Origin of the sequence: Hymenobacter aranciens (assembly GCF_030580865.1) — a bacterium.
In the GTDB taxonomy this organism is placed as follows: Bacteria; Bacteroidota; Bacteroidia; order Cytophagales; family Hymenobacteraceae; genus Hymenobacter; species Hymenobacter aranciens.
In genome coordinates, this window is record NZ_JAUQSY010000007.1 from 129,074 (window position 1) to 145,474 (window position 16,401).

The 16,401-nt window shown below is 60.8% G+C and carries 13 protein-coding genes; 9 read left to right on the forward strand and 4 right to left on the reverse strand.

Going from position 1 to position 16,401, the window contains the following annotated elements; all coding sequences use genetic code 11:
* Positions 1–15: 15 nt before the first annotated feature.
* Together Q5H93_RS11840 and amaB are read left to right on the forward strand one after the other, a co-directional pair.
* The gene (locus Q5H93_RS11840; protein WP_305006737.1) at positions 16–414 is read left to right on the forward strand and encodes a hypothetical protein; all 399 of its coding nucleotides are present in this window, start codon (positions 16–18) and stop codon (positions 412–414) included.
* Positions 415–477: 63 nt separating this feature from the next.
* Positions 478–2,082, forward strand: a complete 1,605-nt coding sequence (amaB, locus tag Q5H93_RS11845; RefSeq protein WP_305006738.1) for an L-piperidine-6-carboxylate dehydrogenase — start codon at positions 478–480, stop codon at positions 2,080–2,082.
* Between the two features lie 105 nt (positions 2,083–2,187).
* Here the strand turns inward: amaB and Q5H93_RS11850 are convergent, their stop codons facing one another.
* Positions 2,188–2,367 carry a hypothetical protein gene (locus Q5H93_RS11850; RefSeq protein ID WP_305006739.1) on the reverse strand — a complete coding sequence of 60 codons (180 nt, stop codon included), beginning with the start codon at positions 2,365–2,367 and terminating at the stop codon, positions 2,188–2,190.
* 124 nt (positions 2,368–2,491) lie between these two features.
* On the opposite strand from Q5H93_RS11850, the gene Q5H93_RS11855 reads away from it, so the two are divergent.
* From Q5H93_RS11855 to Q5H93_RS11885, 7 genes are all read left to right on the forward strand, one after another.
* Positions 2,492–3,070: an RNA polymerase sigma factor gene (locus Q5H93_RS11855; RefSeq protein ID WP_305006740.1), complete on the forward strand. Its 579-nt coding sequence runs from the start codon at positions 2,492–2,494 to the stop codon at positions 3,068–3,070.
* A gap of 133 nt (positions 3,071–3,203) precedes the next feature.
* On the forward strand, positions 3,204–3,974 hold the full coding sequence (locus Q5H93_RS11860) for a hypothetical protein (RefSeq protein WP_305006741.1): 771 nt from the start codon (positions 3,204–3,206) through the stop codon (positions 3,972–3,974).
* Positions 3,971–5,224 carry a hypothetical protein gene (locus tag Q5H93_RS11865; RefSeq protein ID WP_305006742.1) on the forward strand — a complete coding sequence of 418 codons (1,254 nt, stop codon included), beginning with the start codon at positions 3,971–3,973 and terminating at the stop codon, positions 5,222–5,224. The genes Q5H93_RS11860 and Q5H93_RS11865 overlap by 4 nt, the downstream gene beginning before the upstream one ends.
* A gap of 112 nt (positions 5,225–5,336) precedes the next feature.
* Entirely contained in the window at positions 5,337–8,636 is a 3,300-nt protein-coding gene (locus Q5H93_RS11870) for a tetratricopeptide repeat protein (RefSeq protein WP_305006743.1), read from the forward strand.
* A gap of 90 nt (positions 8,637–8,726) precedes the next feature.
* Positions 8,727–10,676: a DUF3857 domain-containing protein gene (locus Q5H93_RS11875; protein ID WP_305006744.1), complete on the forward strand. Its 1,950-nt coding sequence runs from the start codon at positions 8,727–8,729 to the stop codon at positions 10,674–10,676.
* Between the two features lie 80 nt (positions 10,677–10,756).
* Positions 10,757–12,730 carry a DUF3857 domain-containing protein gene (locus Q5H93_RS11880; protein WP_305006745.1) on the forward strand — a complete coding sequence of 658 codons (1,974 nt, stop codon included), beginning with the start codon at positions 10,757–10,759 and terminating at the stop codon, positions 12,728–12,730.
* Between the two features lie 30 nt (positions 12,731–12,760).
* Positions 12,761–13,240 (forward strand): DUF4442 domain-containing protein, encoded by a 480-nt coding sequence (locus Q5H93_RS11885; protein WP_305006746.1) that lies wholly within the window; start codon positions 12,761–12,763, stop codon positions 13,238–13,240.
* Between the two features lie 7 nt (positions 13,241–13,247).
* On the opposite strand, the gene Q5H93_RS11890 is transcribed toward Q5H93_RS11885, so the two are convergent.
* From Q5H93_RS11890 to Q5H93_RS11900, 3 genes are all read right to left on the reverse strand, one after another.
* Entirely contained in the window at positions 13,248–13,517 is a 270-nt protein-coding gene (locus tag Q5H93_RS11890) for a hypothetical protein (protein ID WP_305006747.1), read from the reverse strand.
* A gap of 75 nt (positions 13,518–13,592) precedes the next feature.
* Positions 13,593–15,119, reverse strand: a complete 1,527-nt coding sequence (locus Q5H93_RS11895) for a diadenylate cyclase (RefSeq protein ID WP_305006748.1) — start codon at positions 15,117–15,119, stop codon at positions 13,593–13,595.
* 252 nt (positions 15,120–15,371) lie between these two features.
* Entirely contained in the window at positions 15,372–16,181 is an 810-nt protein-coding gene (locus Q5H93_RS11900; RefSeq protein WP_305006749.1) for an energy transducer TonB, read from the reverse strand.
* Positions 16,182–16,401: the final 220 nt, after the last annotated feature.

The window sequence follows — 16,401 nt, forward strand, 5'->3', positions numbered from 1 at the left end:
GCGTACTTTTGCCTCATGGCCGACCACCTATCCATCATTTTTCGTTCCGATTTACAGGCTCTCATTGTGCGCTGGCTGGCTCCAGTCGACGACGAGCAGGTGCAGGCCGACTATGAGACGGTGGAGGCCGCCGCCAAGGAAAACGACGGGTGCCGGCTGTGGATGTTCGATGTGCGCCGCCGTTCGCTCGGCAGCGACGAATTTAACAACTGGGTAGGCAAAACCTACTTCCCGCGCATTGCCAAGTCCTCGGTGGGCCCGGTAAGCATTGCCTTTTTGGCCACGCCGCGCCAGTTGGCGGGGGTAGTACTGGGCAGTGGCCAGGGCGCCGTGGAGCAGGGCGCCAAAGCCGGCATTCGCTGCCGGTTTTTCGCCGATGAGGGCCCGGCCCTGACTTGGCTGACGGGCCACTAGCCTTGCTGCTTCGGTCGGTTTCGTAGCTTTGTGGGCAATAAACCACACACCCTGCATTTTCCAATGAAACAGGCCCTCGAAGAAGCCACCACGCCCGACGTAACCGTCGAGCATCCCCACGAAGACAAGCACGGCATCCGCGATGTGCTGCGCGCCCTCGGTGTTCAGTCCGAAAACGCTGCCTACAGCACCGGCCTTACCTGGGGCGGGCATAACAACCAGCGCAGCCGCACCATCTCGGCCCCGGCCGATGGCCAGCGCATGGCCAGCGTAGCCCTGGCTACCAGCGACGACTACAACACGGTGATTGAAAAAGCGCAGGAGGCCTTCAAGGCCTGGCGCTTATGGCCCGCCCCGAAGCGCGGCGAAGTAGTGCGCCAGATTGGCAACAAGCTGCGTGAGAACAAAGAAGCCCTCGGCAAGCTGGTAGCGGCCGAAATGGGCAAAATCCTGCAGGAAGGCCTCGGCGAAGTGCAGGAAATGATTGACATTTGCGACTTTGCAGTGGGTCTGAGCCGCCAGCTGCACGGCTTCACGATGCACTCGGAGCGCCCAGCGCACCGCATGTACGACCAGTATCATCCGCTGGGCATCGTGGGCATCATCTCGGCCTTCAACTTCCCGGTGGCCGTGTGGAGCTGGAACGCCATGCTGGCGGCCATCTGCGGCGACGTAAGCGTGTGGAAGCCTTCGGAAAAGACTCCGCTGACGGCCGTGGCAGTGCAGCACATCATCCGCGATGTGCTCGAAGAAAATGAAGTGCCGGAGGGCGTATTCAGCGTCATCATCGGCGAGGCGGAAGTAGGTGCGGCCATGGCTGCCGATACCCGCGTGCCGCTGGTGTCGGCCACCGGCAGCACCCGCATGGGCAAGAAAGTAGGCGAAGTGGTGGGCGCCCGCCTGGGCCGCGCCCTGTTGGAACTGGGCGGCAACAACGCCATCATACTCACCAAGCACGCCGACCTCGACATGGCCATGCGCGCCGTGGTATTTGGGGCCGTGGGCACGGCCGGGCAGCGCTGCACCACCACGCGCCGCCTCATCATCGAGGAAAGCATTTACGAGGACGTGAAAGCGCGTCTGCTGGCTATTTATCCCAAGCTGCCCATCGGCCACCCGCTGCAGGAAGGCACGCTGGTGGGCCCGCTAATTGATGGCGACGCGGTAAAAATGTTCTCGGACGCCCTGACCAAGGTGCAGGCCGAAGGCGGCAAGCTGCTCACCGGCGGCCAGGTGCTGAGCGGCGCCGAATACCACGGCGGCCACTACGTGCAACCCGCACTGGTAGAGGCCCAAAACCACTACCACACGGTGCAGGACGAAACCTTCGCGCCCATCCTGTACCTCATCAAGTACAGTGGCGGCGTGGAAAACGCCATCGAGCTGCAAAACGGCGTGAAGCAGGGTCTGTCGTCGAGCATCTTCACCCTGAACATGCGCGAAGCCGAAGCTTTCCTGGCTCAGGGCGGCTCCGACTGCGGCATTGCCAACGTGAACATCGGCACGAGCGGCGCCGAAATCGGCGGCGCCTTCGGTGGCGAGAAAGAAACCGGCGGCGGCCGCGAGTCCGGTTCCGACGCCTGGAAGGTGTACATGCGCCGCCAGACGAATACGATTAACTACTCTGACCAGCTACCGCTGGCGCAGGGGATTAAGTTTGACGTGTAGCGCCTGCTTTGGCTTGCGCAGCAAAAAGAAAACGGCCCGCCTGGATTTCCAGGCGGGCCGTTTTCTTTTGCAATCAAATTTCGTCCGAAGCGCGGCGGGAAAGCCTTACATCAGCCATTTGGCTAAGCGTTGTTTGGCTTCCCCTACTGTGATTACTTCGCTCCGTTTCGCCTGTTCCACAGCTTCTTCCATTTTTTGTAGGGCAATCAAGCGTTCAATGAGCTGCTCAGGCTCGAAAGAATCGGGCAGGTCCTGCAGGGAATTTAGCAACTGCGTTTTGGTCATGATTTTCCAGGGTTTTGTAACTTACCTGCTAAAATACGCGCTGCTGCTTGTAAAAGTGCCGCGTGCAACCCCGAACCACTAATCCGGTCTTTGGGTTGCTTAAGCTCTTACCCCCCTTCCCTGCATGGAAGCACTTTCGTATTCCGCCTACGTCGATATCAACGCTCCGCTGGTGGAGCGCTGCCGCCTCAACGACCGGCAGGCCCAGGCCGAAATTTACCGGCGCTACGCCAAGGCCATGTTCAACGCGGCCCTGCGCATCACCGGCGACTATGCCGAGGCCGAGGATGTGCTTCAGGAGTCGTTCCTGAGTGCGTTTCGCGAGCTGAGTAGCTATAAAGGCGACTCGTCGTTTGGCGCCTGGCTAAAGCGTATCGTGGTGAATAAGAGTATTAACTGCCTGCGGCAGCGGCGGCTGGCGCTGGTGCCGCTGGGCGAGCAGCACCACGACGCCCCGGCCGAAACCGCTGGCCCTACGGCCGACGACGAAGCCGAGACTAGCTACCGCGCCGACGTGCTGCGGCGCTGCATCCAGGAGCTACCCGACGGCTACCGCGTGGTGCTCACGCTGTATCTGCTGGAGGGCTACGACCACCTCGAAATTGCCAACATTCTGGGCATTTCCGAGTCTACTTCCAAGTCGCAGTACAGCCGGGCGCGGGTGAAATTGCGCGAGCTGGCTGCCCAGCGGGGCTTGAGCTAAAGGGCCGTATCCGGCCGAATTACCTTATCCATTTACTCCCCATTACCCTGCATTCCTTCTCTTTCGGCTGCGTTCCCCGTATATCCCCGACGCCGAACTTGTGAAACCGGAAGCTATGCGTCCGCTTATTCCCATGACAACTAAGAACCCCCATTCGCTGGAAAACTTCGTGGAGCGGCACCGCGCCGACTTCGACGTGCACGAGCCGCGCCCCGACCTCTGGGCCGCGCTGGAGCAGGAGTTGGACGGCACCACCGCGCCGACTCCGGTAGCCCCGCCCCTGATGGTGGTGGCCGCTGCAGATGCAGCGCCGGAAACAACCAAGGTGCTGCCAATCAAAGCTGAGCAGCACACCTGGTTGCAACGCTACGGCATCGCCGCCGCACTGGCCGCTTTGGTAATGGCCGCTGGCGCTGGCGAAGTTTGGAAAAGCCGGCAGCCTGCTGCCGAAATAGCCGCCGTTAACCCCGCCGCAACCACCGGAACGGCGAGCACCGACGACGCCGCCCTCTACCTGAGTGACGGGCCGCAAACTGTGCTCTCGGGCGCCCGGGGCGACTCCAACAGCATCCGTCTGGCCTCGGCCGTGCGCGGGATGGAAGCGTATTACAGCAGCCAGCTTAGCAGCCGGCAGGCCGAATTGAGCCAGCTCAGCGGCCCCGGCGTGGCGGGCATGACGGCCGACTGGCAGCGCGAGCTGGCAGCCCTTGATTCCAGCTACCGGGAACTGAAAATGGAACTGCCCAGCCACCCGCAGCCCGAAGCCGTGCTCACGGCCATGAACCGCAATCTGCAGATTCGCCTCGACATCCTCGACCAGCAGCTTCACCTCGGCAGCCCGCGGCCGGCCGAGCAGGAGCGGGGCGCCTACGTGCTGGCCGATAGTCGCAACCAGCCTGAATGAGCACCATGAACAAGCCCGGCGCCTGGCCCTGGCTGCTGGCAACTCTGGTGAGCCTGCTTTGTCCCCGGCTGGCATTGGCTCAAAATGAGGTGACTAACACCGTGCAGGTGCAGTACCTCTGGCTGCGCAGCCCCGATGAGGTGATGACCGTGCTGCTGCAGGCCCAAAACCCGCAGCCAGGCCAGAACGACCAGACCACCCCCGGCTGCCAACCTGGTGACGGGCAGGAAAACGGCACTACCGTGGAGCAGCGCCGCCGCCTGAGCCACAGCTATGCGGTGCCCGCCAAGGGCCGGGCCTTTTCGCTCGATACCCGCTACGGCAAGGTGCAGGTGAACCCCTGGAACAAGAAGGAAATCAAAGTGGAAGCCGAGCTGATAGCGCGGGCCGAAAGTGAAGCCAACGCCCGCCAGCTGCTGGATGCCCTGGGCGTGCAATGGCTTGACTACGACGCCCGCACAGGCGGCGTGGCGGTGAATACCTGGTTTGGCCCCGCCCTGCGCGGCCGGGCCGGCGGCTGCCGCTACGAGGTGAACTACACCGTGTGGCTGCCGGCCACTACGGCCCTGCGGGTGTATAATAACTTCGGCGAAATCACCGTGACTGGCGACATGAAGGGGCCAACGGAGCTGGCAGTGGAATACGGAACCCTGCGGACCGCCCGGTTGGAAGGTGCTCATAATCTGGTGCGTATTGGTAATGGCGACTGCACTATTCCGTACGTCCGGCGCGCCAGCATCGATGCCAGCTACGCCAGTCTGCGCCTGAAAGAGGGCGAGGTGGTGGACTTGCGTAACAATTACTCCGATGTGGACATTGGCACGGTGCAGGATTTGACGGTGCACAGCAAGTACGGCGACGTAGCGCTGGGCACGGTGCGCAACCTGCGCGGCTCATCGGGCTACTCGCGCTTTAGCGTGGATAGGCTGGGGGAGGGGCTGGATATGGCGCTACGCTATTGCCCCGATTTTGTGGTGCGCGACACCGGGCCGAACTTCCGGCAAATCAACCTAGATGGCGGGTTTAGCACCATTCGGCTGGGCTTTGCGGAGGTGCCGGGCTTCCGGTTCGATGTGAGCACGGAGCAAGGGCAGCTGCTGGTTGACAAGCAGATGGTCCGCATTCTATCGGAGGAAAACGGGCCGCAATCGAGCGACGTGCTGGGGGTGTTTGGCGGCGCGCTGCCGGCGCATAATGCGGGCAACGTCAACATTAAAGTACGCTACGGCACGGTGCGTTTCAGCCGCTAGAGCGGGCACACCGGTGGGATGTTGGCGGCGCAGCCAATGCTGCTTAATATTGTGGGAATGCAGGCGATGAAGCCCGGTAAAGTGCCGGGGCTGCTGACTGCTCGCTATTTCCATGAAATCTACCGCTACCCACGGCGCAGCACTGGCGCTGCTACTTGCCTTGCCCGTTGCCGCGCAGCAAAATTCGCCCGTTTGGCCCCGGCAGGGGCAATTGATTAAGGAAGGCATCGCCCTGCACGATAAGGAAGACTACGTGGGGGCCATTGCCAAGTACCGGGCCGTGACGCCCGGCGACTCGTCTTATGCCTGGGCACAAAGTGAGCTGGCCATGTCGCTAAGCGCCGCTGGTAAGCACGAAGAAGCCATTGCCGCCGCCAAAGAGGCTATTGCCCGCCAGCCCTTTGAACCGCAGACGTATAATACCCTGGCCGACTCGCAGGAAGAGCTAAAGCAGGTAGAGGCGGCCCTGGCTACTTACCAGCAGGCGCTGAAACTGTTTCCCTATAGCCCGCAACTGTATTTTAACCAGGGCCTGACGCTGATGCGGCAAAACCGCGTGGCCGAAGCCATGACCAACACCGGGCACGCCGTGGAGCTGCGGCCCCTGCACGCCCCCTCGCAGCGAATAATGGGCGTGCTGGCGGCGCAGCAGGGCCAGACGGCTCACGCGCTGCTCAGCTTTCTCACTTATCTCTGCCTTAATGAAAACGAGAAGGCTGGTAATGAGGTGCTGGTGTACGCGGAACGGCTGTCACAGGGCGCATCTATTATTGACGACAAAGACCGGGTGAAGCCTTCGGCTCCCAACACTGCTTTTGCCGAGCTCGACCAGCTGCTGGAAAGCAAGGTAGCGCTGCAAAAAGGCTACACCAGCAAGGTGAATTTCCCGGCGGCCGTGGTGAAGCAGACGCAGCTGTTGGTGGAGAAATTTCCGCTGGACGCGCCGGCCGATGATTTCTGGATGCGGACTTACGGCCCGATGGTGCGCGTGCTGAAACAGGATGACAACCTGACTACGTTCACCTACTTCATCTTGCGCCATGCCGAGTCGCCCAGCGCGGCCAAGTGGGTAAAAAGTAATGAGGGGAAGGTGAAAAAGATGCTGCTGGCGGTGATGTCGGCGCTGATAGAGCCGCGCCGGGAGCAACAGGTGGCGGGCGGAGCGGCCGGCCAGCGCCAGCCAGCCTGGTTTACTACCCAAGGCGTGCTCGATGGCCTGGGGCCGGGCCACATGGAGGGAGACAACCTAGTGCTTACCGGCGACTGGATTTCGGTAGAAACCACTGGGGCCGTGGAGGCCCTGGGCCGTTACAATGCCGCCGGCAAGCGCGTGGGCGAGTGGAAATCGCTGCGGCCCGACGGCACAGCGAAGAAAACCTTCACTTATGACGATAAAGGTGAGTTGGAGGGCCGGGCGCAGGAATTTCACCCCAATGGCCAGTCTTCTTTTGACGCTACCTACCACCAGGGCAAGCTGGAAGGGACGCTGACGCTCTACAACGAGTGCGGTATTCGCACCGAAGCGCGCACCTTCAAGGCCGGCGACCTCGAAGGGCCTTATACCACTTATTACACCAACGGCCAGGTGCGCTACCGCGCCACCACGCACGCCGACAAGGTTGAGGGCCAGGAGGAACGGTTTTACCCCGATGGCACGCTGCAGTACACCCAGGCCTACGTGGCCGGTAATCAGCAGGGGCCGCTGGTGGTCTATTATTCCAACAAAACCATTTCGAAAAAAGCCAACTACGACCAGGACAAGCTGCACGGCGCCTATGTGCGGTACCACCCCAACGGCCAGCCCAGTGAAAGCGGTAGCTTCGCGCACGGCCTGCGCACCGGCACCTGGCGTGAGTTTTACGACAATGGCAAGCCTGAGAACGAGGCCACTTATGACGAAAAGGGCGAGCAGCACGGCCTCTACCACCAATACAACGAAACGGGCCGCTTGTACTGTGATACGGAGTACGCCCACGGTCGTATCACGCGGCTGCAGTATTACGATGCCGCTGGCAAGCTCCTGCTTGAGCAGCCCGTGAAAAAAGGTCGTACTACCGTGAAAGCCATGGCTGCCGGCGGCTGGGTGAATTCCAGTGGCACCTTTACCGACGGCCAGCTCACCGGCGACTGGGAGTGGTACTTCCGCGACGGTACGGTGCGCGAGCGCATGCACTTCGATGATAAGGGTACGAAGGTGGGCACCGGTGAAACCTTCCACCAGGGCGGGCAGGTGCATCGCCGCGTGCACTACGGTGCCAATGGGCAGGAAGATGGTTACTACGAGGAATTTAATATTGCCGGCCTGCCCACTCAAACCGGCTACTACCGCGATGGTGAGCAGCAGGGACAGTGGCGTAACTACTACGTCAATGGCAAGGTGAGCGAGGAGTATGAGTACCACCGTGGCGAGAAAAACGGGGTGCATCGCAGCTACGCCCCCAGTGGCAAGCTCAGCCAGGAGCAGCTATACGTGTTTGGTAAGCTGCACCAGATAACGGCTTATGACTCGACCGGAAAGGTGACGAATATCGTTAAAGTGCAGCCTGACAGCAAGCTGCTGGCCACTAAATATCCCAGCGGCAAACCGCGCTATGAGTCCAGCTTGTTGTGCTACGAAGGCTACGGCCCTACCACCTGGCTGCGCCCCGATGGTCAGACCGAATCGACGGTGTCGATGCTCGATGGCCAGCGCCAGGGAGCCAGCAAGTCGCTGCATCCTAATGGTAAAGTGCGTAGCACCGGCAATTACGACGCTGGACAGGCCACCGGCGAATGGACCTTTTACTTCCCTAACGGTCAAATCGAAAGCAAAGGCCAGTACTATCAGGGCCAAAGCGAGGGCGAGTGGACGTTTTATCATCCCAACGGGCAGATAGAGCAGGTGCAAACCTACCGCGCGGGCGACTATCACGGCTCTGGCCGGTGCTACAACCCGGCCGGCGAACTGCTCATTGAGCGTCAGTATCAGGGCGACGACCTGCTACGCTACCGCGGACCAGGTGCTCCCACGGCTCCTTATCAAGAGTTTACCGGGCTCAGCGGGAACATCAAAACCTCCTTCGCCAACGGCAAGCCAGCGGTGGATGAAACCCTGAGCCATGGCCTGCACGTGGGCGCGCTCACGCGCTATTACGCTTCGGGCGAGGTGTTTGAGCGCATTAACTACGACAAGGGTATGCGCAAAGGTTTGATGGAAGCTTTCTACCCGGGTGGCAAGCCCATGAGCCGCGAAAACTACCTGTACGGCGCGCTGCACGGCCGCTGCCGCTACTACCGCCCCGACGGCACCCTGGAACGCGAAGAATCCTACCTCTGCGGCGAGCTGAATGGCCCCACCACGTACTTTGACGCCGTTGGCAAGCCGCTGCGCACCGAGCACTATTGGAACGCGATGCTTTACGACACGAAATAGTGCGTCTTCACGCACTTACATGGACCTGAATTTGCGCTAATTTAGTTGTCAGTTTCACTACGGTTCAGAAGCTCAATACATTTACGGAGTATGTTTGTAAGATATTGTTTACCAATTATTAGCCTGATAAGCCTGGGCGCGGCGGCCCAAACGCCGGCCCAGCTGGTGGCCGAGCTGAAGAAGCAGTTTCCGGGCGAGAAGGCGGTGTATCTGGAGCAGCGGCAGAATCTGACGGTCGAAATCCGCAACGACTCGGTGCAGGTGCTGGCCAAGCACCACAGCGACATGCTGCACCTCGACGAGCAGTCGGGCTACTACGCCAACGACCGCGTGCACAGCTCGCACTTCAGCCGCCTGCAAAAGCTGGAAGCCAGCACCATGGTGCCCAGCGCCAACGCCGACCGCTACAAAACCGTGCGCGTCACCGATTTTCACGAAAAATTTGCCACTCAGGAAGGCATTTTCTTCGACGACAGCCGGGCTACGTCCTTCACCTTTCCGGCCGTGATGCCGGGCGCCCGCACCGTCACCGACTACACCGTGCGCCACCCCGATGCGCGCCTCGTGCAGCCGTTCTACGTGGGCTCCTACGTGCCCGTGAAACACGCCGAGCTCACCATCACGGCGCCCAAAACGGTGAAGCTAGGCTACAAGATTTTTCAGGGCGAAAAGGCAAACATTCAGTTCAGTAAGCAGGCGAAGGGCGACCAGATTATCTACCGCTGGACGGCCGACAACCTGCCCAGTCCGCCCCGCGACTCCGACGGCCCGCAGGCCAGCTACTACCTGCCGCACATCGTCTATTACATCGAAGAAGCGACCGTGAACGGCCAGCCCCGCAAGCTGCTGGCCGGCGTGCCCGAACTGTACACGATGTACGCTGATTTTGTGCGCCGTATCGAGCATCCCGACAAGCCTGAGAGCGGCCTGCAGCACCGCGTCGACTCGCTGACGGCGGGCGCGGCCAATGAGGAGGAAAAGGTGCGCCGCATCTACTACTGGGTGCAGGACAACGTGCGCTACATTGCTTTCGAGCAGGGCCTGCGCGGCTTCATTCCGCACGATGCCGGCCTGGTGTATTCGCGCCGCTACGGTGACTGCAAGGACATGGCCAACCTCACCTACGAGATGATGCGGCTGGCGGGCGTCAAAACTGCCTACCTCACCTGGGTGGGTACCCGCGACCTACCCTATCACTACGCCGAGTTGGCCACGCCCGGCGTCGATAACCACATGATTGCCACCTACGAGCCGCGCCCCGGCGAGTACGTATTCCTCGACGCCACCAGCAAGCACACGCCCTACGGTCTGCCCTCGTCCATGATTCAGGGCAAGGACGGCTTGCTGGCGCTGAATTCTAAAGACTGCCGCGTGGTGAGCATTCCGGCGATGGACAAAGCCCGCAGCGGCGCCGACGATGCTTCAGTGCTGACCCTCGATGGCACCGACCTGCGCGGCAAGGGCAAGCTGAGCTTCAGCGGCTACGCCAAGGTAATGCGCAGCTACGGTCTCGATGGCCTCGACCGCACGCAGGAGCCGAAGTACGTGAAACAGCTGCTGGAGCGCGGCAACAACAAATTCTTTGTCGATAACTACCAGGTAAACAACCTGAGCAGTCGCGAAAAGCCGCTGAGCATCGACTACGAGTACCGCCTGCAGGACTATGTGCAGCGCCTCGACGACGAGCTATACGTGAACCTGAGCCTGGAGCGCCCCTACGCCACCGACCTCATCGACTCGACTACGCGCCGCCTGCCGCGCTACAACGAATATGCCTATACTGACCACACCCGCACCGAGCTGGTAATTCCGGCCGGCTATGAGGTGAGCTACCTGCCGCCCACCGCCGAAATGCGCGGCGATGCCCTGGGCTTCCAGCTCCGCTACGAACGGCGCGGCGACCGCATCATTCAGCACCGCGAGTTGTATGTGAACTACTTGCTGATGCCCGCCAAACAGTTTTCCGGTTGGAACTCGGTGGTGGGCAAGCTGGGCAGCGCCTACCGTGAGGTGGTGATTTTGAAAAAGAAGAAAGTGTAAATTTTTTGGACGATGCAGCGACGCATCTTTGCGGCTCTGTGCTGACCGGCTACTCGTTTTTTCGTCTTACTACCCGTTTAATGCGCCTTTACCCGCTTCTTTTCGCGCTGTTGCTTAGTGTTGTCGCTTCGGCGCAGAGCATTCCCACCGCCCTCATTCACGCCGGCTACAACTGGGATGTGAAGCGCACCAAGCGCCTGCCCGTCACGCCAGCCGAGGCCGAGCTGCCAGCCATTGTGCTCAAGGACTTTACCAGCCTGGAGTATTTTCTGGGCAGCGACCAGAACCTGCACCTCTACGCTACCGAGCACCGCATCATTCGGGTAAATAATTCGGATGGTATTGAGCGCTACAACAAAATCGTGCTGCCCATTCTGGCCAATGGGCAGACGGTGGACGTGAAGGCCCGCACTATCAGCCCGCGCGGCGAGGTGCGGGAAGTGCGTACCGCCGACATGAAAGAGTTGAAGGACGATAACAACCAGCGCGGCTACCGCATTTTTGCCGTTGATGGCGTGGAGAATGGCAGTGAGGTAGAATATTTCTACACCCGCGAGCGGCCCATGAATCACTTCGGCAGCGAAACTTTTCAGAATGGTACGCCCAGCCGCGACGTGATATTCGAGCTGATTTCGCCCGAAACCCTGACGTTCGAGGCAAAAGTGTACAACGGCCCGCCCGCTGTGGCCGACACCACCATGCCCGGCAAGCGCGTGCTGCGCCTCAGCCTGAAAGAAGTGCCCGCCGTGCGCGATGAGGCCTTTACCCAGGTGCGGGCCCAACTAATGCGCCTGGAGTACAAACTGGCGTTCATCGCCAACAAAGGGCAGGTGCGCCAGTTCACCTGGGCCGATGCCAGCCAGAATATCTACCGCAACCTGACTAGCCTGGGCAAGGACGAAGCCAAGGCCGTGGATAAGATTATAGCCGACGCCAAAGTGCCCGGCAGCGGCCCCGTGGCAGAGCGCATCGCGGCCGTGGAGCGCTACGTGAAGCTGAACTACAGCCTCGAAGATGGGGCTGATAATGACATTGCCCGCATCCGCGCCACCCGCAATGCTTCCGAAGTTGGTTTCACGCACCTGCTCACGGCGCTCTACCGCAAGCTGGATATCGAAACCCAGATGGTGATGACCAGCGACCGGAGCGAGCGCAAGTTCGACGGCAGCTTCGATACCTGGAATTTCCTCGACCACTACCTGCTGTATTTCCCCGCCACGCAGCAGTACCTGGCCCCCGGCCGCCCCGACTGCTACTACGGCCTAGTGCCCGCCGACTGGGCCGGCCAGTCGGGCCTCTACGTGAAGCCCTTGAAGCTGGGCAACATCGAATCGGCAATGGGCACGGTAAAGGAAATTCCGGCCTTGCCAGCCGACCAGAGCCACCAGGACTTGGACGTGACTGTGACCTTCGCGCCCGACCTGAGCAAGAGCACCGTGGCCCTGCGCCAGACCATGACCGGCTACATGGCCGCCGTCATTCAACCCTTCTGGACGATGATTCCAGAAGCCAAGCAGAAGGAGGTGCTGCAGGACATGCAGAAAAGCATCGTGCCCGATGCTGCCAATTTCAAAAACTTGACGGTGAAGAATGTAGAGCGCGGCACCAACTCGCTGCAAAAGCCCTTCATCGTCGAAGGACAGTGCGAATCGGCTGCTTTGCTCGACAAGGCCGGGCCCCGCTACCTGTTCAAAATCGGCACCCTGATTGGACCGCAGACGGAGCTTTATCAGAAAGAAGAGCGGCAGTTTGACGTGGATAACGACAGCAACCACGGCTACGCGCGTATCATCCGCTTTGAGGTGCCGGCTGGCTATACAGTGCGTAACCTCAAGGACTTGAACTTCGATGTGAAGGCGGGCAGCACGGCCGGCAAGCCGTTATTTGACTTCCATTCCAGCTACGTGCAGCAGGGGCAGACCATCATCGTAACCATCGACGAAAACTACCGGCAGCTGACCTGGTCTAAAGCTGATTTTGAAGCTTTTCGGTCGGTGGTGAATGCCTCGGCCAACTTCAATAAAGTGGTGCTCGTGCTCGATAAAAAGAGCTAATTGCCAATTCTTAGACTAAGAAAATCAAGCATGGACCAAATCGCCGCCTTCCGTCAGCAGGTACTCACCCCGTGGAAGTTGCGGGTATTCATGCTGCGCAGGCTGCCCATGGCCTGGCTGGCCGGCCTGCGCCTGCGCGAGCTGACGCCCCAGCGCGCCGTGGTCACCATTCCGTTCAAATACCTCACCCAAAACCCCTTCCGCAGTATCTACTTCGCCTGCCTGGCGATGGCCGCCGAGTTGGCCAGTGGCATCCAGGCCATGATGCACGTGCAGGCCGGCACGCCCGCTTCCATGCTGGTCGTGGGGCTGGAGGCTGAATTTATGAAAAAAGCCGTGGGCCTCATTACCTTCACCTGCCCCGACGGCCCGCAGATTGCCCAGGCCCTGGCCGAAAGCCGCGCTACCGGCGAAGGCCGTAGCGTGCTCTGCACCAGCACCGGCGTCGACGCGGCCGGCGACGTGGTGGCCGTATTCCGCATCCGGTGGTCGTTTAAGGCGAAGCAGTAGCTGCCAACTAAGCGCCCGGCTTCTGGAGCAGATTCAGAATCTGGTCCAATTTGCCGTCCATTGATACTTGATGCGCTTTTAGCTCCGCAATGTAACCTTTCATAGCCAACTGCTCGCGCAGCAAAAAGTTAAGCGTATCACTGTGCTGGGTAGCGGTAGTGATGAGCTGCCCGGCGGAATTCTGTAACTGCCTGAACTGAGCCGTATGACGGTCGAGAACCGCTAGGCCTTCAGATACGAGGGGTTCTAATTGATTTAGTCGTTCGTCAGCAGTCATGACAAAGGACGGATTATTGTTTTTGATAATGAATCAAATTCAATTCATTTTTTGACAAAAAGCAACGAGGGCGACTTATTTGTTCGCTTTTCGCTCCTCCTCCAGACTCTCCTTCGTCATCACATCCACCATCCCATCTTCGCTCACTACCACGGCCAGGCAGGGATGCGCCGAACTCTCGACGTAGCGTACGGCCGAGTTATAGCGGGCGCCGCGGGCACCGTCGCCGTGGCCCGAGGCCTTACCGTCGAGGATGACGCCGATGGAGTAGCAGTAGCCTGCCGGGTCGAGCAGCACGGCGCCGTCGATGCTGGTGACGAGGCGGGTGATGAGCGGCGTGAGCGGCACCGGCTCGATGAGCGTGCACTGCAGCTTGAGACGGTCGGCCTCGGCCAGGGCTTCGGTGGTGATAACGAGCAGCGTACCGCTTTGCTGGCGGCTGGCTTCGAGCACCACATCCCAAAGCAGTTCGGTATTGGCTTCGTCTATGACGCCGAAGGTGCGGCGCAAATCGCGGCGGAACCGGGCGCGGTTGAGGCGGGTGCGGGGCAGGCTGGGCAAGCCGTAGTGGCAGCGCATCAGCACCTGGCCGCCGTGCTTCAGCTCCCAGGCGTAGTGGTTCACGAAGTTGATGGCAAACAGGTCTTCACGGCTAGGGTCGTAGGTGCCTACCACGCGGCCCAGGCCGTACACGCTCTCGCCATCGGCCAGCAGATGTACGTCGGGCGTCGTCATCTCCAGAAGCTTGCGCACGGCGCGGTAGTCGGTCAGCTCGGTGGGGCAGGTGAGGGCAAATACCTCCTCCAGATTGGGATGGTGGCGGCGGGCCAGAATGAGCTTGCCTACCCCTTCGGCGCCCTCATAGCGGAGACTCGAAATAGTATTGCAGGTAGCAAATAGCTTGGCCGTGGCCGGGTTGAAGCCCAGCGCGTGCGCCGGCGTGTCGAGAAACGATTTGCCGGCGGCGCGCAGCACCTCGTCGGTTTCGCGGGGGCGGCTGAGGAAGCCCGCACCGGGCTCGGGCTCGCTCAGGGCCTTCATACCTTCCTCGTTGAAGCGGTAGAGGGCCGCCGTGAGCAGGGAGTTGGCCAGCGGCTTGCCTTCGGTAGAGTAGCGCCCGGCCTTCAGCGACGGATACGTGCGGAACGGCTTGCGCTGCAGCCGCAACACGGTCATAATGAAATGCTGATTGATGAGCACCGGCCAACCGGCGAAGTGCAGATACTTGCCGTCGGCATCCAGCTCATCAAACACTTCCTGAGTGGCTTTACGCACGCCCAGGCCCTCGAAGCGCTGCAGCAGCAGCGTCTGGCTCATGTCGTCGCGCTCGAGCAGGGCGGGCCAGTTGCTGGTCAGCTGCATTTCGCGGCCGCGCTCCAGCACCTGGTCGAAGCGTTCGGCGGGAATATCAGTATTGACGGGCTCCAGCACGCGGGCCAACTGGGTGGTGTCGACGGGCAATGCCAGGAGCAGCACCAGCGGCTTCAGGTCATCGTCGAGGTTGTCGAATAAATCCTGGGCTAGGGCCTGGCTGGCCTGACGGTAGCGGGCCTGGTGGGGCCACAGCAGTTGGGTGGGAGCGAGGATGGGCAGCGTGAGCATACAGCAGAAGAGGGGGGTGAACGACAAGCTCCCCTCCTGCTAAGGAGGGGATGTTTTCGCGCAGCGAAAACGGGGGTGGTTAGGCCACCCGCGCCGTTAGGTAATAAAGCTGAACAAGGCCCCGCGGGTTTCAAAAATCCACAGAAATTCTCCAGATATTACCCTGGCGGCGCGACCGGGCGAACCACCCCCGTCAAGCCTGCGGCTTGACATCCCCTCCTTGAGAAGGAGGGGAGCTTCGTACCAACCGCGCTACAGTTGAAACAAGACGGGCAGCACCATCTTTTGCTTTAACGGCTTGCCATTATAGCTGGCCGGCTCCCACTTTGGCGCCATTTTAATTAGCCGCAAAGCTTCTTCATCCAGCCCCGAGCCCATTTTCTTGATGACGCGGGCATCGGTGAGGGTGCCGTCGGCCTGCACCATGAACTCGACCATCACCTTGCCCTGGATTTTGCGCTGGCGGGCCAGGGTGGGGTACTTCTGGTTTTTCTCAATCCACTCGAAGAAGGCCTCGGTGCCGCCCACGGGGCGGGTGGGCTTGTCGGGCGCCACCACGGGCGGCCGGTCGGGGTTGGCTGAGGCGGCGATGTCGGCGGCATTGGCGGGGGCGGCGGGCGTACCCTTGGGGCCCACGGTCACCACCTCCGAACCGGGCGACATCACGAAGCTCACCGGCACCGTGATGCGCTGCCGCACCACCTTGCCAAAGTGCTGGGCAGGCGTCCACTTCGGCCCGCTCTTGATGAGGCGCAGGGCCTCGGCATCCAGCTCGGGCGAGAGCGGCTTGTCCACTTTTACCTCACCGATGGTGCCGGTCTTTTCCACCACGAAGCTCACCGGTACCGTGCCCTGAATGCCTTTCTGCATGGCGGCGGCCGGGTATTTCTGGTGGTCGGCCAGAAACTGGGCGTACTTCTCGGTGCCGCCCAGCGGCACGGCCGGCTTCGATACCGAGTCGTACACTTGCGAGGCGTCGGGCTTGGGGGGCATTTTGAGTTTCTTCTGGGCGTGAGCGGTGACGGACAAACCCAGGAGGCTGAGCAGGAGGAGGCGTTTCATGATTGGAGGGAATGGAGGGAGGTGCGAAGTACGAAGAAAGTACAAAAGAACGACACTCCCCTCCTTGGAAAGGAGGGGATGTTTTGCCGCCGGCAAAACGGGGGTGGTTGGCCCGCTCGCGCCGTCTGAATGTCGCAGTAACTCACAAGTAATCTAAAGCCCAACCGGCGCGACCGGCTCAACCACCCCCGTTCGGCGCTCTTCGCGCCTCACATCCCCT